Raw genomic sequence first — 21,797 nt, 5'->3', positions numbered from 1 at the left:
GATTGAATTTATGGAATTTTTCAACAGCGCAGTAGACGTATTGCAGACCCTTGTTGTGGCTCTGGGAGCCGGTCTTGGTATCTGGGGAGGTATCAACCTCATGGAGGGATACGGAAATGATAACCCTGGGGCAAATGCTCATGTGCCATAAAGTAACACACTGATAAATGCAGACAGCCAACCTCTATTCCGTATAAAATGGCATATATGGCATTTCAAATATGTGGTTCAGAAGTAGAAGAAAACTGAAAACAGTATTCCACAATTTGAAAGGATAGAGGTAATTGAGCATGGAAAAAACAGTATATATCACAGAGGAAGAACGGGAAAAGTGTCGCAAAGTGATTGATGTGTTTGAGGAACTGTACGAAATAGAGGACGAAGATATTTTGTTGGTTGATGTTGGTAGGTATGGCTTTGTTAAACTGCAATGCTATACAGCGTCACATGGCTTTGAGGAGCTTGACACCTATACAGACAGTAACAGCTTATTTGAGGGGCTTTGGGAGGAATGGCTTAGTCTAAATGTATTTTTGCTTGCGAGAGAAATGCAGTTAGCTGATGTTCTTTATGATGATTTATTCAACAATCTTCCAAAGGAAAAACAGTCAGAGCTTACCGGGAGAAAAGACTACTTTGCAAAAAAGGCGGGTATCACTCTGTAAAATGAATTTTGCAGAAAGGAAACGCTCTATGTAGTGGATAAAAAAAGATTAGAATGGCTCTGTATATAATAACATACAGGGCTTTTCTTTTCCGAACCAACGACCAAAAGACAAACATTGTGGAAATGTGCATAACAGGCTATGGAATCATGGATAACTCTATTCACAGCACATGGAAAAGCTAAAGTGCAGCTTTCCCACGTCCTGCAAACAGAGTTACCCACAATTCCATGATACAGTCAGTTATACACATTACGCACAATGCCGACTACTACGGAATCCAACTCATTTTTTCACAGAACAAGATTTGCTTTTACAGAAAGAGATTATAGGTTGGAATGGAGATACGGGAGCCTGCATAGAGCACAGTGGAAAAGTTGAAGAAACTGATTGAGGAAGAATTTGTCGGGCTTGTGTTTCTGTCTGCTGAAGATATGGAGTAATAGCAAATTGGGACATAGTGGTATAACTGCTTTGTCCCAATTTTTTTATTGTTTTAATTACACGTCCGTATTAGAATTGATATGCTTGCAGAAATCAAATATCTAACATACTTCTTCCCACTGTAATAATACCATACAAATTTTATAAATACAAGACTGTTTATATAAGCTGACACATGCTAAACTAGCCTAGCAATGTTTCAGTAAAATTTTCTTTCATTTTTCAAGGAGGTCATAATCATTATGGGGAATAATCAGACAGAAAAAGCGTTTGAAGAAAAAAGATTAGCACAAACAATCTCTTTAGCCGAGGAACAATTAAAGCAGGCAAAAGAAGCGGCAGACAAAAAGAAATCAGAAATTATCGAAGCCAAAAAAGATGTGCGTGAAAATACAGAACACGGTATTACATCACTGTATACATCGGACGGTTTCGAGGCACTTGTTGAATTAAGCCAATATATCAATCCTGTAACAGACAAAATTATAGATTACGAAGAAGAAGAACATAAAATACTTCTGTTAGAAAAGATGATTAAATCGCCCTATTTTGCCCGAATTGATTTTAAATTTGATGATGAGGACGAATTTGAAAAAATATACATTGGACGTTCTTCTCTACGAAAAAACAGCTATCAAGAGATGTATGTTTATGATTGGAGATCGCCGATTGCCAGTATTTTCTATCGTTTTATGACCGGCGAAGCGTTTTATGACGCTCCATGTGGACGAGTAACAGGCGAACTCAATTTGAAACGCCAATATGAAATAAAAAACGGAAAACTGGAATATTTCTTTGATTCAGATGTTCAGATTGTTGATGAATTTTTAAGGCAATTACTGTCACAAAACACTACTGCTAAAATGAAAGCGATTGTTGAAACAATTCAGCATGAACAGGACGTGGTTATTAGAGATATGGAAAATGACCTGCTAATGGTACAGGGTGTAGCGGGAAGTGGAAAAACCTCTATTGCTCTCCACCGGGCTGCTTATCTTATGTATCAAGGTTTACAAACAAAGCTGTCCGCAAATAACATTATGATTATTTCCCCAAATTCTATATTCGAGCAATATATTTCAAATGTATTGCCCGAATTGGGAGAAGATAATGTTATTTCTTCCGTGTTTGAAGATATACTTAGTGCGTTATTAATTGGCAGGAAAATTCAGTCAAGAAATGATTTTTTAGAAAACCTGATTGTCAATTCAAAATACAAGGAAATTTCAAGAAATAGTATAGAATTTAAAACGTCAAGTTTTTTTAGGGAAATTTTAGACCAATTTCTCATTGATATACCCCGCCAGTGGATAGAATTTGAAGATGTTTATTATGAGGGAAAATGCGTTGTAAGCAGGCAAATTCTAAAAGATAAAATATTAGGAAGAACAGAAACACCATTAGGCATAAAATTAGAACAATTAGAAGATTATATTTTAGAACAAATATTTGGAACAGGAAAAGGGCGGGGGCATAAAGAAGAAAAAAATCTAATCAAGCAGGAAATACAGAAATTTATAAAAATTGACATTGTTGAATTATATAAAATATTATTTAGCAATGAAGCCTATTTTTATAGCCTGCTGCAAAATAGCAATCTGTCACAAGGCATAAAAAGTATATGGGAATATACTAGGGAAAATTTGGAAGCAGACAGATTGTATTATGATGACGCAATAGCAATCGCTTATTTGTATTTAAAAATATACGGAACAAATAAATATAAAAATATTAAGCAGGTAGTCATTGATGAAGCACAGGACTACTACCCTCTCCAATATGAAATATTTAATTTGCTATTTTCTAATGCCAAATTTACTATTTTAGGAGATATGAAACAGACTCTTGCCAAAAAAGAAGATATTTCTTTCTACGAACAAATTCAAAAAATATTGAACAAGAAAAAATCTTCTCTTATTATGTTGGATAAAAGTTTCCGTTGTACGAATGAAATTTTAAATTTTAGTTTAAAGTTCATTGAAAAAAGTTCACAGATAAAAAGTTTTAATCGGAATGGCGATAGCCCAAAAGTATATATTGCTGATAATTCCGAAATCTTCATTGATGAAATTGTTAAGGAAATAAATCTATGCCAGGAGAAAGGGTTTCAGTCGATATGCTTAATTTGTAAAACCGAAAAAAATTCAATCTATCTATTTAATAAAATTAAACACAAACTTGATATTCAGTTAATCAAAAATGGGAGCGTATCAGATTTACAAGGCGTGTTTATCTTACCAGTATATATGTCAAAGGGATTAGAATTTGATGCTGTCTTAATTTGTGATGCAGACAGCCAAAACTACCATGATGAAGATGATAAAAACCTCTTATATGTTGCCTGCACAAGAGCACTTCACAAACTTAGCTTATTTTGTGAAAATGAGGTTAGCCCGCTGATATAGATAAATTTACAATATATTGAATTGCCAAAATGCCAAACGCAGCGTAGGCGCAAATGAACAAAATGATAATAATTAGACAGACCACCTATTCTCTTAATGACATTAAATTGACATTACGCTCTCTATGATATATATTTGTTGCTTACTGTCAAAAAACACGACAGAAAAATATAGTTTAAATTCAACGGATAAAAGGGGTAATGAACATGGGAAAATTACTACTACTGACACTTAACGAACAAGAGGAAACAGCGATTGACAAAATCATATCGGCAATATCTAATTATATGCGACTTGAACCCATGCAGCTTACACCCGTTTCCGTGTTATCTTTTCCGGGATTGGAAATAAGGCAGAGCCAACGCCGGGTATTTCAAGACGGGGAGGAAGTCAATCTAACACGTCTTGAATATAATGCCCTTGTATTCCTTGCTTCCAATCCCGGCATTGTCCTCACAAGGACACAGATATTTGAAGCCGTTTGGAACATGGAAAGCGATACTTGCCATTCAAGTGTTGCCAACGTGATTTACAACCTGCGGAAAAAGATAGAGCCGGACAGCCGCAAGCCCACCTACATAAAGACCGTTTTAGGCATAGGCTACAAGTTTGCTTCCGGGGAATAACAACAGAACAACCGCCGCCCACCACAGCGACATACCATGACAGGAAATCAAGAAAAGGTTTCCTGTTTTTTTGCGCCAAAAAACGTGCTGATTTTCCAGCTTTGTCGAAAAGTTTTCTCAAAAAGTTTCCCAAAACTTTGCCATATCTTCATTTCTCTGCGTAGTAAGGAGTAGAAGGGGAAGTTTACGCCGTTTTCTTAGAGCAAGATTCTACCACAGTACCAAATTTCGCCTATCGGCTCATTTTGTCCTGCGGGAATCTTGTTGGGGTTGCCACCCCAAGCCCGCCTTTTGCGGCTTGTGCCGCTTGAAAAATCCCCCAAAAAATTTTTTCGGATTTTTCAAAAAACACTTCCGCTTATGCCCCTGTTTTTCTCCTATTAGTGAAAGGGCAAAGCATAAAAGAAAGGAGGTCTACGACCATGAAAAGATACAACACGCCCCACCGCCGCCGGGTAATCAAAACACGCTTGACCGAGGAAGAATACGCCGAGTTTTCCGAGCGTGTCACCCTCTGCCAAATGAGCCAGTCCGAATATATCCGGCAGGCACTAATTAAGTCACGCATACGCCCGGTCATTACCGTTTCCCCGGTCAATGATGAACTGCTCTCTGCCGTTGGGAAACTTACAGCAGAGTACGGGAAAATCGGCGGCAACTTGAATCAGATTGCCCGCTGTCTGAACGAGTACGGCGCACCCTATAACACACTCTCCAATGAGGTACGCGCCGCCATAGCGGAGCTTGCCGCCTTGAAGTTTGAAGTCTTGCAGAAAGTAGGTGAAACCGTTGGCAACGTTCAAACATATCAGCTCTAAAAATGCCGACTATGGGGCTGCCGAACAGTACCTAACCTTTGAGCATGACGAGTTTACCATGAAGCCCGCCCTTGATGAAAACGGGCGGCTTATCCCCCGTGATGATTACCGCATTTCTTCCCTTAATTGCGGCGGGGAGGATTTCGCCATAGCGTGTATGCGCTCCAATCTGAAATACGGCAAGAACCAAAGACGGGAGGACGTAAAGAGCCACCACTATATCATCAGCTTTGACCCCCGTGACGCACAGGACAATGGCTTGACCGTAGACCGGGCGCAGGAGTTGGGAGAAAAGTTTTGTAAAGAGCATTTCCCCGGACACCAAGCCCTTGTATGCACCCACCCGGACGGGCATAACCACAGCGGCAACATTCATGTGCATATCGTCATAAACAGCCTGCGGATTGCGGAAGTGCCGCTACTGCCCTACATGGAAAGACCAGCGGACACAAGGGAGGGCTGCAAGCACCGCTGCACGGACGCAGCTATGGAATATTTCAAAGCGGAAGTCATGGAGATGTGCCACCGGGAAAACCTCTATCAGATTGATTTGCTGAACGGGAGCAAGAACCGTGTTACCGAGCGTGAGTATTGGGCGAAACGGAAAGGACAAGCCGCACTGGATAAAGAGAACGCTTCCCTTGCCGCCACAGGAGAGCCGCCGAAACTTACGAAATTTGAAACCGACAAGGAGAAGTTACGGCGCACGATCCGCGCCGCCCTGTCCTCTGCCCTCTCTTTTGAGGACTTCTCCGGGAAGCTGCTACAACAGGGCGTGACCGTCAAGGAGAGCCGGGGAAGATTGTCGTACCTCACGCCGGACAGGACGAAGCCAATCACCGCCCGGAAGTTGGGTGATGATTTTGACCGTGCCGCCGTACTGGAAGCACTCACCATAAACGCACAGAACGCCGCAAGAGCAGCCGAAAAGCCCATACCCAAACAGGAATACCCCCACAGCATAAGGGAGCGTTTACAACGCAATAAAGCCGTCATAAACGCACCGAAGCAGGACAGCGTACAGCGCATGGTAGACCGGGAAGCGAAACGAGCCGAGGGCAAAGGCATAGGATATGACCGCTGGGCGGCTGTCCACAACCTAAAGCAGATGGCAGCGACCATGAGCATTTATGAGGAATCCGGCTTTTCTTCCCCGGAGGAACTGGAAGCCACCCTTGCCGCCGCCAGCGCGGAGCTAAACAACGTCCACGCCGGACTGAAAGCCGTAGAAAGCACTTTACGGGAGAAAAAAGACTTGCAGAAACAGTTATTAGCCTACATCAAGACCAAGCCCGCCCGTGACGGGCTGAAAGCACAGAAAACAGAGAAAGCCCGCAAAAACTACCGGGAGCAGCACGAAAGCGATTTTATGATAGCCGAAGCTGCCACCCGGTATTTTAAGGCAAACGGCATTGCCAAACTTCCAGCTTCCAAGACCTTACAAGCGGAGATTGAGCAGCTTATGAGGGAGAAAAACACGCTTTACAACGAGTACCGGGAAAAGCGGGAGAAAACAAAAGAATTGCAGACCGTTAAGGGCAACATTGAGCAGATTTTAAGGCGTGAGCCGGAGCGCGGAAAGGGGCGGGATAATGAACGGTAAACACCCATACATGGATTATTTGCAGCACCGGGCGGCTTGTCGGCTTGTACATGAGTGCTGCAACTACGATAACGGCAACTGTATTTTACTGGATAACGGCGAGCCTTGCGTATGTGTGCAGAGTATCAGCTATTCCCTCTTGTGCCGCTGGTTCATTGCCGCCGTGCTGCCGCTGGACGGGAAGCTGGAAGCCGCCCTACTCCACCGGGCAGACAGGAAACGCTGTACCAAGTGCGGCGGGTATTTTCTCCCCAAGTCCAACCGGGGGAAATACTGCCCGGACTGCGCCGTAAAAGTGCGCCGCCGGAAAGAATCGGAGCGTCAGCGGAAAAGATACCACCTTTCTACGCATTTAGGCTATGAAAGAAGCCCGTAAATCAAGGCTTTTTTGACCGCCCTCAACGGTCAGGCGATATTTATATCCTTTACCCCTCAAAACGGCGTTCTAAAGCGTAACAGAAGCCCAAAACAGACCATAAGGAGGAACGAATGGCAGACAACCGCAAATATTACTACCTAAAGCTGAAAGAGAGCTATTTTGACGAGGACGCTATCGTATTGCTGGAAAGTATGCAGGACGGCGTACTCTACTCAAACATTCTCTTGAAGCTGTACCTAAAATCGCTGAAGAACGGGGGAAAGCTCCAGCTTGACGAGAATATCCCCTACACCGCACAGATGATAGCCACAATCACCCGCCAGCAAGTCGGCACAGTGGAAAGAGCCTTGCAGATTTTTATGAAACTGGGGCTTGTAGAGCCGTTGCAGAACGGGGCTTTGTACATGAGCAACATAGAACTCTTAATCGGTCAGTCCTCTACCGAGGGGGAGCGCAAACGCCGCGCAAGGCGGGCTTTGCAGGGACAGGCGGCACTCCCGGAAGCCGTGGCGGACAAATGTCCACCATATGCCGCGGACATTTGTCCACCAGAGAGAGAGTTAGAGATAGAGAAAGAGATAGATATAGAGTTAGAGATAAAGAGAGAGGGAGGGATAAAACCCGGACAGACCGCCCGCGCCCCTTTTGGCAGATATAAAAACGTATTCCTGTCAGAAAAGGAGCTTGCAGAACTGCAAACGGAGCTTCCCGGCAAGTGGGAATATTACATTGACCGCTTATCCGGCTATATCGCTTCCAGTGGGAAGAAATACAAGAACCATGCCGCCACTATCCGGCGTTGGGCGGCTGATGATGAAGCAAAGAAAGCACCAAAGCAAAAGATACCCGATTATTCCTACCGTGAGGGCGAAAGCCTTTGACGGAAGAACGCCCCGTAAACAGGGCGTGCCAAAAGACCATTAACAGGAGGATTTTATTTTATGAGCGATTATGATTATGACAACGCCGTTTTCCGGCTTGCCACGGCACAGGAAGCCGAGCCGGAGGACTACACCGGGGAGGACGGGCTTTTATACTGCGGGAAATGCCGACAGCCCAAAGAAGCCTATTTTGCGGAGGGAAAGACGCTTTTCGGACGTGACCGACACCCCAAAGAATGTGACTGCAAACGGGCAGACCGGGAAAAGCGGGAAGCCGCCGACCGGGAACAGAAGCACCGAGAGGAAGTGGAACGGCTGAAAAGAATGGGCTTCACTAATCCGGCTATGCAGGAATGGACGTTTGAAAACGACAACGGCAAATGCCCCCAAATGGATAAAGCACACTTCTATGTGGCGCATTGGGAGGATATGGAAGCGGAGAATATCGGCTACCTTTTATGGGGGAAAGTCGGCGCGGGAAAAAGCTATTTTGCCGGGTGTATCGCCAATGCCCTTATGGAGCGTGAGATTTCCGTGTGCATGACAAACTTTGCCCTTATCCTCAACGACCTTGCCGCCAGCTATAAGGACAGGAACGAATACATAGACCGCCTTTGCCGCTTCCCCCTGCTTATCCTTGACGATTTCGGCATGGAGCGCGGCACGGAATACGGGCTTGAACAGGTTTATAACGTGGTTGACAGCCGATACCGCAGCAATAAGCCGCTGATCGTGACGACAAACCTCACGCTGGAAGAATTGCAGAACCCGGAGGACACGCCCCACGCCCGGATTTATGACCGCCTGCTTGAAATGTGTTCCCCCGTCTGCTTTACCGGGGAGAATTTCAGAAAAGCCACGGCGCAGGAGAAAATGGAACGGCTGAAAACGCTGATGAATGGAAAGGAGAGCCTATGACCGACACCCCAAACAGGAACACCGCCGCTACTGCCCGCCGCCCGGACTGCGTGACCGAGATACGCCGGGGGAACACCGTGCTTATCGTTTCCGGCTACTTCAAACAGGACGCTACCGCCACCGCCGCCGACAAAATGATGAAAGTGCTGGAAGCGGAAGCCGCCGCCGTGGGAACAGCCGCCCATGCCATATAATGCGATAAGCCTTAATAAAAAAATGTGACATTTTTCGACATAAAGTAGCAAAAAGGACTGTACAGATAGCCGCCCCATGTGGTATGATAGACCTACGGAATAGTGGGGCTGGCTGTCGGAAACGGAGGAATTTATGTCAAGACAGACTGCAACAACACTTATTACCGCCCTATATCCGAGATTATCCCATGAGGACGAGCTGCAAGGTGAGAGCAATTCCATAAGCAACCAAAAGCGGATTCTTGAAGCCTATGCCAAACAGAACGGCTTTACCAACCTCAAATGGTACACGGACGACGGATTTTCCGGGGCAAATTTCCAAAGACCCGGCTTCCAGTCCATGCTTGCCGACATTGAAGCGGGGCTTGTGGGGACGGTCATTGTAAAGGATATGTCAAGATTAGGGCGAAACTACTTACAAGTGGGAATGTACACGGAAATGATTTTCCCACAGAAAAACGTCCGTTTCATTGCAATCAATGACGGCGTTGACAGCGCACAGGGCGAGAATGACTTTGCCCCTCTGCGTAACATTTTTAACGAATGGCTGGTGAGGGATACGAGCAAGAAAATCAGAGCGGTCAAGAGGTCAAAAGGCATGAGCGGGAAGCCTGTCACAAGCAAGCCTGTTTACGGCTACCTCATGGACGAGGACGAAAATTTCATCATTGACGAGGAAGCCGCACCCGTGGTAAAGCAGATTTACAGCTTATGCCTTGCCGGGAACGGACCGACCAAGATAGCCCGTATGCTTACGGAGCAGGAAACCCCCACGCCGGGACCGCTGGAATACCGCCGGACAGGGAGAACCCGCCGCTACCACCCCGGCTATGAGTGCAAGTGGGCGGCAAATACCGTGGTGCATATCCTTGAAAACCGGGAATACACGGGCTGCCTTGTGAACTTCAAGACCACCACCCAATCCTACAAAAACAGCAAGATTATCTACAACAGCGAGGACAAGCAGGCAGTATTTGAGAACCACCACGAAATCATCATAGACCGTGACACATGGGAGCGTGTGCAGGAGCTACGCAAGCAGCGCAAACGCCCCAACCGCTATGATGAAGTGGGCTTGTTCTCCGGCATACTCTTTTGTGCCGATTGCGGCAGCGTCATGTACCAGCAGAGGTATCAGACGGACAAACGGCGGCAGGACTGCTATATCTGCGGCAGCTACAAGAAACGTACCGCCGACTGTACGGCGCACTTTATCCGCACCGACCTTTTGACCGAGGGAGTGACCGAGAATTTGCGGAAAGTCACACAGTACGCCGCCAAGCATGAAGCCCGGTTTATGAAGCTCTTGACCGAGCAGAACGAGGACGGGAGCAAACGCCGGAACGCAGCCAAGAAGAAAGAACTGGAAGCGGCAGAAAAAAGGATTGCGGAACTCTCCGCTATCTTCAAGCGGCTGTATGAGGACAGCGTGACCGGGCGCATATCGGACGAGCGTTTCACGGAGCTTTCGGCAGACTACGAAGCCGAGCAAAAGGAACTGAAAGAGCGTGCCGCCGTTCTGCAGAGCGAGCTTTCAAGGACGCTGGAAGCCACGGCAAACGCTGAAAAGTTTATGAAAGTAGTACGCAAGTACACCAGCTTTGAGGAACTTACCCCTACCCTGTTGCGGGAGTTTGTGGAGAAAATCGTAATCCACGAATCGGAAGCACTGGACGGGAAACGCCGGGGGAAGCTCCGCAGACAGGAAATCGAAATCTATTACTCTTTTGTCGGCAAGGTAGAGCTGCCCGACTAAAGCCCGACCCGTCCGGCAGTCAGCCGGACAGGGAACGGCAAAATTTTTTACACTTCTTTTACTTCTTTATCTCACATGAGCAAAAAGCCAGGGCATGAAACAGCTTATGGCGGGCGGCGGCGTTGCCCTGATCGGCATGACCCCTGTACCACTGCTTTTCGGCCTGTTCGGATAATGACGGAGGGATAACCTATGCAAAGCATACTCGACAAGCTGGCGGAGTGGCTCAAAGAGCTGCTCATCAGCGGGATACTCGGTAACCTGTCGGGGATGTTTGACACGGTAAATACCAAAGTGGGCGAGATCGCCGGGGAGGTTGGCATGACGCCGTCGGCATGGAACGGCGGCGTTTTCAACCTCATCCGGTCTCTGTCTGAAACAGTCATTATCCCCATAGCCGGTATCATTTTAACCTTTGTGATGTGCTACGAGCTCATTCAGCTTGTGATCGAGAAGAACAACCTGCATGATGTAGACACATGGATTTTCTTCAAGTGGATATTCAAAACCTTTGTGGCCGTGTTCTTAGTCACCAACACCTGGAATATCGTTATGGCGATCTTTGATGTGGCCCAGAACGTGGTAAGCCAGAGCGGCGGTATCATTAGCGGCTCTACCAGCATTGACCTCTCCACCGCCATCCCTGATATGGAGGCTCAGCTTGAGGCTATGGACTTAGGGCCTCTTTTAGGGCTGTGGTTCCAGAGCATGGTGGTGGGGCTCACCATGAATATCCTCTCCATCTGTATCTTCCTGGTGGTCTATGGCCGTATGATCGAGATTTATCTTGTAACCTCCGTGGGGCCTATCCCCTTTGCTACCATGAGCAACCGGGAATGGTCCAGCGTGGGGCAGAACTACTTAAAGTCTCTGATTGCTTTAGGTTTCCAGGCGTTTCTCATTATGATATGCGTTGGCATTTATGCGGTCCTCATCCAGGAGATTTCCACCGCCGACAACATATCCGCTGCCATCTGGGGCTGCATGGGATACACGGTCCTCTTATGCTTTACCCTCTTTAAGACCGGCAGCATGGCAAAGGGCATTTTCAGCGCCCATTAAAGGAGGTGTATGCTGATTGGCTTATGTGACCGTACCGAAAGACCTTTCCAAAATCAAAACAAAGGTATTTTTCGGCCTGACAAAAAGGCAGCTTATCTGCTTTACCCCGGCGGTGCTTTTAGGAGTGCCGCTTTTCTTTTTACTCAAAGAGTCTGCCGGGAACTCCACGGCGACCCTTTGCATGATGATGGTTATGCTGCCGTTCTTTCTGCTTGCCATGTATGAGAAAAACGGACAGCCTTTAGAGGTGATCTTAAAGCAGATGATCGAAACAAAATTCATCCGCCCAAAGAACCGCCCCTATCAGACCAACAACTTCTACGAGGCCCTGGCAAGGCAGCGTGATCTGGAAATGGAGGTGAAACGGATTGTCCAGAACAGAAAAAACGGCGGGAAAGGTAAAACTCACCGCCAGAGAGAAAAAGGCCGTGGATAAGGCCATCCGGCAGGCTAAGGGGGACGGAAAGCCCCATACTGCCCAGGACAGTATCCCTTTTGAGGTGATATACCCGGACGGTATCTGCAAGCTGCCGGGCAAATCCTATTCCAAAAGCCTTGCTTTTGACGATATAAATTACCAGCTCGCCCAGGCGGATGATAAGACAGCCACCTTTGAAAACCTGTGCGATCTGTATAACTACTTTGACGCTTCCGTGGGAGTGCAGCTCTCCCTTATCAGCCAGTATGTAGGCCGGGAGGAATTTGAACGCTCCATCGAGATCAGCGACCAGGGGGACAGCTTTGACAGTATCCGAAAGGAATATGCCCTCATGTTAAAGAACCAGCTCTCCCGTGGGAACAACGGTCTGGTGAAACGCAAATATCTGACACTCACCATCGAGGCGGAGGACTTAAAGGTAGCCAGGGCAAGGCTCTCCCGGATTGAGACGGATGTACTCAATCTCTTTAAGGTGATCGGTGCAGCCGCAAAACCTTTGAACGGCAAAGAACGCCTGCAGGTCCTCCACGGCCTCATGCACCCGGACGGGGAGCCGTTCTCTTTTGAATGGGACTGGCTTCCTAAGACCGGTCTCTCTGTCAAGGATTATATCGCCCCGTCCTCATTCCAGTTTGGAAACACAAGGATGTTCCGCATGGGGAAGAAACTGGGTGCGGTCTCTTTCCTGCAAATCCTGGCACCGGAACTCAATGACCGTATGCTGGCAGATTTCATGGAGGCACAGGACGGCCTCATGGTGACGCTGCATATTCGCAGTATCGACCACAACGAGGCCATCAAGACCATCAAGAGGAAGATCACCGATCTGGACGCCATGAAGATCGCAGAACAGAAAAAAGCGGTCCGGGCAGGTTATGACATGGATATAATCCCCTCCGACCTTGCCACTTATGGAGGTGAGGCAAAAAATCTCCTCCGTGATTTGCAGAGCAGAAATGAAAGGATGTTCCTGCTCACATTCCTGGTGGTGAACCTTGCGGATACCAGACAGAAACTTGAAAACAATGTGTTCCAGTCGGCAGGCGTGGCTCAGAAATATAACTGTGCCCTGACCCGCCTTGATTTCTGCCAGGAGCAGGGGCTTATGTCCTCTCTCCCTTTGGGACTGAACCAGGTAAATATCAAGCGGAGCCTCACCACTTCCAGCACCGCCATCTTCGTACCGTTCACCACCCAGGAACTTTTCCAGGGCGGCGAGGCGTTGTACTATGGGCTCAACGCTCTTTCCGGCAACATGATTATGGCGGACCGAAAGCAGCTTAAAAATCCCAACGGCCTTATCTTAGGTACACCGGGCAGCGGCAAGTCCTTCTCCGCTAAGAGGGAGATTACCAATGTATTCCTGGTGGCAAGTAAGAAAGATACTATCATCATCTGTGACCCGGAGGCAGAATACGCTCCCCTGGTGAACCGCCTGGGCGGGCAGGTGGTGAAGATTTCCCCTACCAGCAAAGACTATGTGAACCCTATGGATTTGAACCTGAACTACTCCGAGGATGAAAGCCCCCTGGCCTTAAAGAGTGACTTCATCCTTTCCCTCTGCGAACTGATCGTGGGAGGCAAGGATGGATTGCAGCCCATTGAAAAGACCATCATTGACCGGGCTGTTACCACCGTGTACCGTGGGTATCTGGCTGACCCCAGACCGGAAAATATGCCTGTCCTCGGCAATCTCTATGAGGAAATCCAGAGACAGCCGGAGCTGGAGGCTGCCCGTATCGCCGCCGCCCTGGAGCTCTATGTGACAGGCAGCCTTAACATTTTCAACCACCGCACCAATGTGGATATTCAGAACCGCCTTGTGTGCTTTGACATTAAGGAACTGGGGAAACAGCTTAAAAAGCTGGGTATGCTCATCATCCAGGACCAGGTCTGGGGCAGAGTCACCGAAAACCGGGAACTGCACGCCAACACCTGGTTCTACTGCGACGAGTTCCATCTGCTCTTAAAGGAGGAACAGACCGCCGCCTACTCCGTGGAGATCTGGAAACGCTTTCGTAAATGGGGCGGTATCCCCACGGGTATCACCCAGAACATTAAGGATTTGCTAGCAAGCCGTGAGATCGAGAACATTTTTGAGAACTCGGACTTTGTGTATATGTTAAACCAGGCAGCCGGCGACCGGGAAATCCTTGCAAAGAAACTGGGTATCTCCCCGCAGCAGCTCTCCTATGTGACCCATTCGGGACCCGGCGAGGGGCTGATCTTCTATGGAAACGTGATCTTACCTTTCGTGGACCGGTTCCCGCAGGATACGGAGCTGTACCGCATTATGACGACAAAGCCGGAGGAAGTAATTGACCCATAACTCATGCTATGATTTATAAATGAAAGGTGGTATAATATTTTATAAATTGGAGGTGGCAGAATGACTGTTGAAAATTGGATTGAATTATTAGTCCCTATAATAGGAATAGTGGTTGCGGCGGTATCCGCAGGATTGACATACTATTTTGCTAAGAAACAACAAATTGCAGCAGACGAAAGCCGCCTCAAAGAGAAATACTATTTGAATTACATTGAAGCTGTCAGCAATATTGTAGTTTCCGATAACTCGGAAAGTGCACGAGATCAGTTGGCAGACGCCCAAAACCAACTTCTTTTGATTGGAAGTGCCGAAGTAGTAAGTGATCTGATGATTTTTCATGACTATGTTAAGCCATCAAATTCTAAAAATTTTGTATCCGAAAAGCATGATAAGCTTTTGACAAATTTGTTAAAGAGCATGAGAAAAGATTTGTATAAGAGCAAAAAAGTCAATGAAGATTATCCCTTAATCCATTTAACAGGGAAATCACCTAAAAGATAATAATCTTTTGAGTAAGCGTTGCTGAAAATTCAGTAGCGCTTTTCTTATGCCCAAAATTAGGAGGTGAAACTATATCTACAAACAAATTAACCCATTTAAGCCTGTTCTCCGGTATCGGCGGCCTGGACCTAGCGGCGGAGGCTGCCGGCTTTGAAACCGTCTGCCAGTGTGAATGGGCGGATTATCCCTACGCCGTTTTAGAAAAGCACTGGCCGGACGTTCCAAAATTCAGGGATATAACGACTTTGACAAAGGAGGCATTTTTTGAAAAAACAGGACTTGAAACCGTCACGGTCATCTCCGGGGGCTTTCCCTGCCAGCCTTTCTCCACCGCAGGAAAACAGAAAGGCTTTGAGGATGAACGCTACTTATGGCCGGAGATGTGCCGGGTTATTACAGAACTTAAGCCCCGTTTCGTGCTTGGGGAAAATGTTGCTGGCTTCATCAATATGGGGCTCGACAAAACGATCTTTGACCTGGCAAAAGCGGGATACGCTGTTCTCCCATTCGTATTTCCGGCTTGCGGTGTCGGCGCATGGCATGAGCGCCAGCGAACTTTTATCATCGCGGCTGATGTTTCCTACGCCCCTTGCCTCCGACAAGGGAACCGTAAAGGACGCCCAAAGCCTGGATGTGTACCTGTCGGACAATGGGATTTTCCGCAAGAAGAACAAAAGCGGGGCAATCTGGAGCCTGCCCCTGTCGGCTGCGGTGTTCTACCTGACGCCGGTAGCCTCGGACGGGTTCCGCTCTACCCTGAAACCATCTGCCTACGACCCGAAAAAGAAGAACGGGAACCTGGCAGCCCAGGTGATCTTCCAGGAAAATCCCCTCTCGGACAAGGCGGCCTTAAACCCGGACTGGGTGGAATGGCTTATGGGCTTCCCGAAAGGATGGACGGAGCTGTCCTCTGGGACAGGGAGCCGGAGGGAGTGCCCCGCATAACGGAGCAGACCAAAGACCGGGCACTCCGCTTAAAGACCCTGGGGAATGCGGTCTGCCCTCCCCAGGCGTATCCGATCTTTCACTTTATGGCGGAGATACTGACCGGCAGGTGTAAAGAACATTGTATCTGGGAGGTGATGGAACATGAAACAGTATAAGCCCCGTGACAAGGTGACCCAGAAGATCACCCGTGAGGGTGCAGTCGAAGAAAACCAGACCACGGGCAAAAGCGAAAATATCAGCGGCAAAGAAAAGGAGGCGGATTTTTCCGGGAGGCTTCATTTTACCGAGGAAGATCGTGCCATGCCGGAACTGGACCGCTATATCCGCAAAGCGGAACAGGCGGCAGATAAAGCAGAGGCAGCCAGGGAGCGTATCCCAAAGAAGAAAAAGCTGACTCGTGAACGACTCTATGATGAGGCAAAAAGCAAAGGCAAAACGAAACTCCGGTTTAAGGAAGTGGAAAAGCCCATGTCGGAAGTCGAAAAGACAAACCCTGTTTCCCGTCCGGCTTCCCTGGCAGGCCGCATGATAACCGGCAAAGCCCACGGCAAAATCCATGAAGTGGAAAAAGAAAATTCCGGTGTGGAGGCTGGGCATAGTATCGAGCGGACCGGTGAGCGTGCTCTTTCCAAAAGTTCCGGCATGGCAAAGACCGCTCTCCGCAACCACCGTCTGAAACCCTACCGGGAGGCTGCCAAAGCGGAACGGGCACTCCATAAAGCCAATGTGAATTTCCAGTATCACAAGGCCCTGTCGGAGAACCCAAGCCTTTCCTCCAACCCGCTCTCCCGGTTCCTGCAGAAACAGAAGATCAAACATAATTACACTAAGGATGTGAAAAACGCTGGCAAAGCAGCCGGAAAAACCGGGCAGGCGGCAGACGCCGCTACAAAGAAAACCGCCCAGGCCGGAGAAAAAGGAGCCCGTTTTATTGCAAGGCATTGGAAAGGGGCGCTCCTGGTTCTGGCGATCGGGCTTCTTATCCTGGTCCTGGCCGGCGGCATTTCCTCCTGCACCAATATGGTGATCGGCGGCCTGGGTGCTGTCACCGCCACCTCTTACCCATCAGAAGAACAGGATATGAAAGAGGTGGAGGCGGCTTACACCGCTATGGAACAGGATTTACAGTATGAGCTTGATAACTATGAAAGCCTGAACCCAGGATATGACGAGTACCGTTTTGATCTGGACGGTATCCACCATGACCCTCACGAACTGGCGGCTTATCTTTCCGCTTACTTTGGCGGGGCCTACACCCCGGCGTCTGCACAAGGGCAACTCCAAACAGTTTTTGAACTGCAGTATGAGCTTACCGAAACGGAAACGGAGGAAATCCGCTACCGCACCGAAACAAGGATGGACACCTGGACGGATGAGGATGGAAATACCCATACCGATACTTACGAGGTGGAAGTCCCCTATACCTACTACATTATGACCGTGACCTTAAAAAACCACGGCCTTTTTCATGTAGCAGAGGAAACCCTCACCGCAGAGCAGCTTGAACTCTACCAGGCTTACCGGGACACCAGCGGAAATATGCCCCTGCTTTTTGGCGGCGGTTCTTTCGACACCAGCCCCTCCACCGATCTAAGCGGCGTGGAGTTTGTAAACGGCACCCGTCCGGGCAATCAGGAAATCATTGATCTGGCAAAAGCCCAGGTGGGAAATGTAGGCGGACAGCCTTACTGGTCCTGGTATGGATTTGACAGCCGTGTGGAATGGTGTGCCTGTTTTGTTTCCTGGTGTATCAACCAGGCAGGATACAGCGAGCCGAGGTTCGCTGCCTGTGCCTCCCAGGGCGTTCCCTGGTTCAAGGAACACGGGCAATGGGCGGCTGGAAACTACACGGATGTAGCCCCCGGTGATGTGATCTTCTTCGACTGGGATGGCGGCGGTTCCGACCATGTAGGTCTTGTGATCGGAACAGACGGGACCAATGTTTATACCGTGGAGGGCAACAGCGGCGACGCCTGCAAGATCAAGAGTTACCCTCTTAACAGCCAGTATATCCACGGCTACGGTCTGATGAACTGGTAACAAATTTCAGAAAGGATGATATTTTATGGCGACGATTGAGAAATACAGAAGTGAGATTGAAAAGGCGAAAGCCAAGATCGGCGAACTGCAGAAAAAGGTTCGTGACCTGGAGCAGAAGATCGCCGAGGAAGAAAACCTGGAGATTGTCCGCATGGTTAAGGCAGTCAAGATGGACCGTGGAGAGCTGTCTGCTTTCCTGAAAGCCTATGCAAGCGGTGAGATCACCCTGCCGGAGGGGGATTACTCCGGGGATACGGAGGAAACCGAAGATGAAGAATAAGAGATTTTTCAGGAAGTTCCTGGTACTGGCAGCCGTTATGTTCTCCATGACGGCTTTTTCTGTGACCGCCTACGCCGGAGGTGGAGAGGCGGTAGAACCCCCGCCTGCAGAAACCCCCCCGCCGCAAACGGAAACCACACCGGAGCCCGTCCCTCTCACCCCGGAGGGCAATCTGTCCCTGGTAGATGATATAGAGTCGGCTGGCAGTGAGGATAAACAGTTTATCACCGTTACCAGCAAAAGCGGCAATACCTTTTACATTATCATTGACCGGGCGGCGGATGGAAAAAATACGGTCCACTTTTTGAACCAGGTGGATGAGGCGGACCTGCTGGCTCTCACCGAGGGCAAAGAACCGCAGACACAACCGGCAGTCTGCACCTGTGCAGAAAAATGCGAGGCCAGCAGCGTGAAGATGGACTGTGAAGTCTGCAAGAATGACCGTTCCGGCTGTGTAGGCAAGGAACCGGCAGCCGAAGAACCTAAGGAGGAACCCAAAGAAAAAGGAGGGCTTAATCCTGCCCTCATCCTCCTGCCCCTGCTTCTGATCGGCGGAGGCGGTGCGTTCTATTACTTCAAGTTCATAAAGGATAAGTCCTCCACCAAAGGGAACGATGATCTGGGGGAATATGACTTTGAGGATGAATATGAGGATACCGAGGTTGAGTATCTGGACGACACACCAAAGGAGGATGAAAGCGTATGAAACTGATTATCGCTGAAAAACCCAGTGTAGCGGCGGCTTATGCCGCTGCCCTGGGTGCAAAGAATAAGAAAGACGGATACCTGGAGGGGAACGGTTGTCTGGTGACCTGGTGTATCGGGCACCTGGTATCCCTTGCAGAGGCCGGAGCCTATGAGGAACGCTATAAGAAATGGAACTATGAGGACCTGCCTATCCTGCCGGAAGTCTGGCAGCATGTGGTATCCCCCGGAAAGGAAAAGCAGTTTTCCATCGTAAAGTCCCTGATGGAGCGCCCGGACGTGACGGAGCTGGTGAACGGCTGTGACGCCGGGCGTGAGGGAGAACTGATCTTCCGTCTGGCGGTGGAAATGGCCGGCTGCACAAAACCTGTCTGGCGGCTCTGGATTTCCTCTATGGAGGATACGGCTATCCGGGAGGGCTTTTCCCACCTGGAGCCGGGCAGCCGCTATGAACCGCTGTACCATTCGGCCCTGTGCCGTTCTAAGGCGGACTGGCTGATCGGTATTAACGCCACCCGTCTTTTTTCGGTCCTCTACCATAAAACCCTGAATGTGGGACGGGTACAGACACCTACCCTGGCAATGCTGGCAGAGCGTGACGGAAAGATTATGCTCTTTCAGAAAAAGAAATACTACCATGTACGCCTTTCCCTTAATGGCCTGGAGGCAGTAAGCGACAGGGTGGACGAAAAAGAAAAAGCGGTATCCATGCAGACGGCTTGCCAGAACGGGCAGGCCGTTTGTGTTTCCCTGGAACGGGAGAAAAAGACGGTAAAACCGCCAAAACTTTATGACCTCACCACCTTACAGAGAGAGGCCAACCGCCTCTTTGGGTTTACCGCCAAAGAGACCCTGGACTACGCCCAGGCGCTCTATGAGAAAAAGCTGCTGACCTATCCGAGGACGGACAGCCGGTATCTCACCGGGGATATGGCGGAGACTGTTTCTGCGGTTGCCAGACTGGCTGCAGGGCTGCCCCTGTTTTCCGCCGTTGGTGGATTTACTCCTGATGTGGCGGCGGTGATCTCCGATAAGGATGTATCCGACCACCACGCCATCATCCCTACTTTGGAGCTGGCAAAGCAGGAGGTATCCTTACTCCCTGCCGGGGAGCGGAACCTGTTTATCCTGGTCTGCTGCAAACTTCTTTGTGCATTGGCAGCACCCCATGTATATGAGACCGTTTCGGCGGTGTTCACCTGTGGGGAGCATACCTTTACTGCCAAAGGCAAAGAAGTTGTTTCTCAGGGATGGAAAGAGATCGAACGGCTATTCCGTTCCTCTCTGAAAGAGAAACCAGAGGATGATCTGGAAGATGTGGCAACTCTCCCGGCACTCTCCCAGGGGCAGATATTCGACCATGTGGCCGCCACGATAACGGAGCATTTCACCACGCCGCCCAAACCTTATACGGAGGATACCCTGCTGTCTGCTATGGAGCACGCAGGAACAGAGGATATGCCGGATGATGTGGAGCGGAAAGGGCTTGGCACACCTGCCACCAGGGCCTCCATCATTGAAAAGCTGGTGTCCTCCGGTTTTGTGGAGCGTAAGGGCAAGAACCTTATCCCTACCAGGAACGGTATCAATCTGGTAACGGTCCTCCCGGAAGTCCTGACCTCGCCCCAACTCACCGCTGACTGGGAGAATAAGCTGTCCTTAGTGGCAAAGGGAGAACTTTCCCCGGAAACATTCATGGAGGGGATTGAAAGCATGGCAAAAGAACTGATCGCCCGCTACTCCCATATCTCCGAGGACAAGCAAAAGCTGTTTGCCCCGCAGAAAGAGTCTGTGGGTGTCTGTCTCCGCTGCGGCCAGCCAGTCTTTGAGGGAAAGAAGAATTTTTACTGCGGAGACCGGGGCTGCGGCTTTGTTCTGTGGAAGAATGACCGTTTCTGGACTTCCCGCAGAAAAGAGCTGACAAAGAAGATGGCCGCCGATCTGCTCTCTAAAGGGAAAACCAAAGTCAAGGGGCTCTATTCCGAAAAGAAAGATACCACCTATGACGCGGTTATCGTGATGGAGGATACAGGCGGGAAGTATATCAACTTTAAGACCGAGTTCACCAAAGGGAAAGGAGGCCGCTAATGCAGGATAATTCCTCTGATTATATTTTCAAGGCGTATATCACCAACACGGCTGCCTATGACAGCGGAGAACGTGACAATGCCGGAACCTGGCTCTATTTCCCGGCAAATGCAGAGGAAATCACCGCTGCCTTTACAGAGATTGGACTGCCGATCTCTGCCACGCCGGATATGTATTTCTTTGATGATTATGTCTCGAATGTACCAGGGCTTAGGCTGGCTCTCCCCATGTACGCCCATGTGGATGATCTGGCAATGCTGGCACAGGAACTTTCCGATCTGCCCGACCATGAATTTAACAAGCTGATGGCCGTCCAGGAAACACCCCTGCGGCTGACGGACTTTGAGCAGTTCAAAGAGTATCCCCACAACTTTGATTATTTCATCCTCATTCCGGGGATGAACAGTGATGAGGCTCTGGGACGCTACCAGCTCTATGAGAGCGGCATGGTAGAAATGCCGGAGGTGTGGAAAGCCGGCATTGACCCGGAGGCTTTCGGTCGCAAAGTCCGGGAACAGGACAACGGATATTTCACGGATAAGGGGTATGTCCTCTTATCCGGGGATGAATGGGAGCGGGAAAAACCTACGGTGAAACAGGACAAGGAGGTCAAACCCTCCGTCAAGGATTTTTTGAAACAGGCAAAGAAAGAATGTGCCGCCCGTGAGGTGCTGCCGCCAAAAGCAGACAAACACGGGCCGGAACTGTAAGGAGGT

21 protein-coding genes and 1 pseudogene are annotated in these 21,797 nt (G+C 48.9%); all 22 read left to right on the top strand.

Features of this window, described 5'->3' with window-relative positions; all coding sequences use genetic code 11:
• Positions 1–10: 10 nt before the first annotated feature.
• The gene (locus C7E02_RS17940; protein ID WP_105310331.1) at positions 11–151 is read left to right on the top strand and encodes a Maff2 family mobile element protein; all 141 of its coding nucleotides are present in this window, start codon (positions 11–13) and stop codon (positions 149–151) included.
• Between the two features lie 139 nt (positions 152–290).
• On the top strand, positions 291–665 hold the full coding sequence (locus tag C7E02_RS17935) for a hypothetical protein (RefSeq protein ID WP_002591345.1): 375 nt from the start codon (positions 291–293) through the stop codon (positions 663–665).
• A gap of 686 nt (positions 666–1,351) precedes the next feature.
• The gene (locus C7E02_RS17930) at positions 1,352–3,514 is read left to right on the top strand and encodes a HelD family protein (protein WP_002591344.1); all 2,163 of its coding nucleotides are present in this window, start codon (positions 1,352–1,354) and stop codon (positions 3,512–3,514) included.
• A gap of 206 nt (positions 3,515–3,720) precedes the next feature.
• Complete coding sequence (locus C7E02_RS17925; RefSeq protein ID WP_002591343.1) at positions 3,721–4,140, top strand: winged helix-turn-helix domain-containing protein; 420 nt, start codon at positions 3,721–3,723, stop codon at positions 4,138–4,140.
• A 422-nt stretch (positions 4,141–4,562) separates the two neighbouring features.
• Positions 4,563–4,958 carry a plasmid mobilization protein gene (locus tag C7E02_RS17920; protein WP_105310330.1) on the top strand — a complete coding sequence of 132 codons (396 nt, stop codon included), beginning with the start codon at positions 4,563–4,565 and terminating at the stop codon, positions 4,956–4,958.
• Positions 4,930–6,561, top strand: a complete 1,632-nt coding sequence (locus C7E02_RS17915; protein WP_105310329.1) for a relaxase/mobilization nuclease domain-containing protein — start codon at positions 4,930–4,932, stop codon at positions 6,559–6,561. Before C7E02_RS17920 ends, C7E02_RS17915 begins: the two co-directional genes overlap by 29 nt.
• On the top strand, positions 6,551–6,937 hold the full coding sequence (locus C7E02_RS17910; RefSeq protein WP_105310328.1) for a cysteine-rich VLP domain-containing protein: 387 nt from the start codon (positions 6,551–6,553) through the stop codon (positions 6,935–6,937). The genes C7E02_RS17915 and C7E02_RS17910 overlap by 11 nt, the downstream gene beginning before the upstream one ends.
• A gap of 113 nt (positions 6,938–7,050) precedes the next feature.
• Positions 7,051–7,821 (top strand): phage replisome organizer N-terminal domain-containing protein, encoded by a 771-nt coding sequence (locus C7E02_RS17905; RefSeq protein WP_105310327.1) that lies wholly within the window; start codon positions 7,051–7,053, stop codon positions 7,819–7,821.
• Positions 7,822–7,881: 60 nt separating this feature from the next.
• Complete coding sequence (locus tag C7E02_RS17900; protein WP_105310326.1) at positions 7,882–8,739, top strand: ATP-binding protein; 858 nt, start codon at positions 7,882–7,884, stop codon at positions 8,737–8,739.
• Positions 8,736–8,933: a transposon-encoded TnpW family protein gene (locus tag C7E02_RS17895; protein WP_105310325.1), complete on the top strand. Its 198-nt coding sequence runs from the start codon at positions 8,736–8,738 to the stop codon at positions 8,931–8,933. The genes C7E02_RS17900 and C7E02_RS17895 overlap by 4 nt, the downstream gene beginning before the upstream one ends.
• 133 nt (positions 8,934–9,066) lie before the next feature.
• A complete protein-coding gene (locus C7E02_RS17890) occupies positions 9,067–10,689 on the top strand; it encodes a recombinase family protein (RefSeq protein ID WP_105310324.1) in 1,623 nt (540 codons plus the stop codon).
• A 79-nt stretch (positions 10,690–10,768) separates the two neighbouring features.
• Positions 10,769–10,864 (top strand): annotated as a pseudogene (locus tag C7E02_RS17885) (Maff2 family mobile element protein); the annotation flags it as partial.
• Positions 10,865–10,881: 17 nt separating this feature from the next.
• Complete coding sequence (locus C7E02_RS17880) at positions 10,882–11,751, top strand: VirB6/TrbL-like conjugal transfer protein, CD1112 family (protein ID WP_105310323.1); 870 nt, start codon at positions 10,882–10,884, stop codon at positions 11,749–11,751.
• Between the two features lie 16 nt (positions 11,752–11,767).
• Positions 11,768–12,187 carry a PrgI family protein gene (locus C7E02_RS17875; RefSeq protein ID WP_105310322.1) on the top strand — a complete coding sequence of 140 codons (420 nt, stop codon included), beginning with the start codon at positions 11,768–11,770 and terminating at the stop codon, positions 12,185–12,187.
• Positions 12,120–14,519: a VirB4-like conjugal transfer ATPase, CD1110 family gene (locus C7E02_RS17870; protein WP_105310321.1), complete on the top strand. Its 2,400-nt coding sequence runs from the start codon at positions 12,120–12,122 to the stop codon at positions 14,517–14,519. The genes C7E02_RS17875 and C7E02_RS17870 overlap by 68 nt, the downstream gene beginning before the upstream one ends.
• A gap of 60 nt (positions 14,520–14,579) precedes the next feature.
• Positions 14,580–15,020, top strand: a complete 441-nt coding sequence (locus tag C7E02_RS17865; RefSeq protein WP_105310320.1) for a hypothetical protein — start codon at positions 14,580–14,582, stop codon at positions 15,018–15,020.
• 71 nt (positions 15,021–15,091) lie between these two features.
• Positions 15,092–16,123, top strand: coding sequence for a DNA cytosine methyltransferase (locus C7E02_RS17860; RefSeq protein ID WP_105310319.1), 1,032 nt, complete (start codon positions 15,092–15,094; stop codon positions 16,121–16,123).
• On the top strand, positions 16,110–18,008 hold the full coding sequence (locus C7E02_RS17855; protein WP_153917615.1) for a CHAP domain-containing protein: 1,899 nt from the start codon (positions 16,110–16,112) through the stop codon (positions 18,006–18,008). The genes C7E02_RS17860 and C7E02_RS17855 overlap by 14 nt, the downstream gene beginning before the upstream one ends.
• A gap of 25 nt (positions 18,009–18,033) precedes the next feature.
• Positions 18,034–18,288: a DUF4315 family protein gene (locus C7E02_RS17850; RefSeq protein ID WP_105310318.1), complete on the top strand. Its 255-nt coding sequence runs from the start codon at positions 18,034–18,036 to the stop codon at positions 18,286–18,288.
• Positions 18,278–18,994, top strand: coding sequence for a DUF4366 domain-containing protein (locus C7E02_RS17845; protein ID WP_105310317.1), 717 nt, complete (start codon positions 18,278–18,280; stop codon positions 18,992–18,994). The genes C7E02_RS17850 and C7E02_RS17845 overlap by 11 nt, the downstream gene beginning before the upstream one ends.
• Entirely contained in the window at positions 18,991–21,081 is a 2,091-nt protein-coding gene (locus C7E02_RS17840) for a type IA DNA topoisomerase (RefSeq protein ID WP_105310316.1), read from the top strand. Before C7E02_RS17845 ends, C7E02_RS17840 begins: the two co-directional genes overlap by 4 nt.
• On the top strand, positions 21,081–21,791 hold the full coding sequence (locus C7E02_RS17835; protein ID WP_105310315.1) for an antirestriction protein ArdA: 711 nt from the start codon (positions 21,081–21,083) through the stop codon (positions 21,789–21,791). Before C7E02_RS17840 ends, C7E02_RS17835 begins: the two co-directional genes overlap by 1 nt.
• Positions 21,792–21,797: the final 6 nt, after the last annotated feature.

It is taken from the genome of Dorea sp. Marseille-P4042, assembly GCF_900290215.1.
Taxonomy (GTDB): domain Bacteria; phylum Bacillota; class Clostridia; order Lachnospirales; family Lachnospiraceae; genus Dorea; species Dorea formicigenerans.
Note: the sequence above shows the minus strand (reverse complement) of the source record. Positions and strands in the feature narration are given on the sequence as shown.

Bases quoted from the DNA above. Each gene is read 5' to 3' on its own strand.
- C7E02_RS17845 (WP_105310317.1), top strand. From the start codon at position 18,278: ATGAAGAATAAGAGATTTTTCAGGAAGTTCCTGGTACTGGCAGCCGTT.
- C7E02_RS17910 (WP_105310328.1), top strand. From the start codon at position 6,551: ATGAACGGTAAACACCCATACATGGATTATTTGCAGCACCGGGCGGCT.
- C7E02_RS17905 (WP_105310327.1), top strand. From the start codon at position 7,051: ATGGCAGACAACCGCAAATATTACTACCTAAAGCTGAAAGAGAGCTAT.
- C7E02_RS17920 (WP_105310330.1), top strand. From the start codon at position 4,563: ATGAAAAGATACAACACGCCCCACCGCCGCCGGGTAATCAAAACACGC.
- C7E02_RS17880 (WP_105310323.1), top strand. From the start codon at position 10,882: ATGCAAAGCATACTCGACAAGCTGGCGGAGTGGCTCAAAGAGCTGCTC.
- C7E02_RS17855 (WP_153917615.1), top strand. From the start codon at position 16,110: ATGAAACAGTATAAGCCCCGTGACAAGGTGACCCAGAAGATCACCCGT.
- C7E02_RS17850 (WP_105310318.1), top strand. From the start codon at position 18,034: ATGGCGACGATTGAGAAATACAGAAGTGAGATTGAAAAGGCGAAAGCC.
- C7E02_RS17835 (WP_105310315.1), top strand. From the start codon at position 21,081: ATGCAGGATAATTCCTCTGATTATATTTTCAAGGCGTATATCACCAAC.
- C7E02_RS17925 (WP_002591343.1), top strand. From the start codon at position 3,721: ATGGGAAAATTACTACTACTGACACTTAACGAACAAGAGGAAACAGCG.
- C7E02_RS17930 (WP_002591344.1), top strand. From the start codon at position 1,352: ATGGGGAATAATCAGACAGAAAAAGCGTTTGAAGAAAAAAGATTAGCA.
- C7E02_RS17940 (WP_105310331.1), top strand. From the start codon at position 11: ATGGAATTTTTCAACAGCGCAGTAGACGTATTGCAGACCCTTGTTGTG.
- C7E02_RS17890 (WP_105310324.1), top strand. From the start codon at position 9,067: ATGTCAAGACAGACTGCAACAACACTTATTACCGCCCTATATCCGAGA.
- C7E02_RS17935 (WP_002591345.1), top strand. From the start codon at position 291: ATGGAAAAAACAGTATATATCACAGAGGAAGAACGGGAAAAGTGTCGC.
- C7E02_RS17865 (WP_105310320.1), top strand. From the start codon at position 14,580: ATGACTGTTGAAAATTGGATTGAATTATTAGTCCCTATAATAGGAATA.
- C7E02_RS17895 (WP_105310325.1), top strand. From the start codon at position 8,736: ATGACCGACACCCCAAACAGGAACACCGCCGCTACTGCCCGCCGCCCG.
- C7E02_RS17840 (WP_105310316.1), top strand. From the start codon at position 18,991: ATGAAACTGATTATCGCTGAAAAACCCAGTGTAGCGGCGGCTTATGCC.
- C7E02_RS17900 (WP_105310326.1), top strand. From the start codon at position 7,882: ATGAGCGATTATGATTATGACAACGCCGTTTTCCGGCTTGCCACGGCA.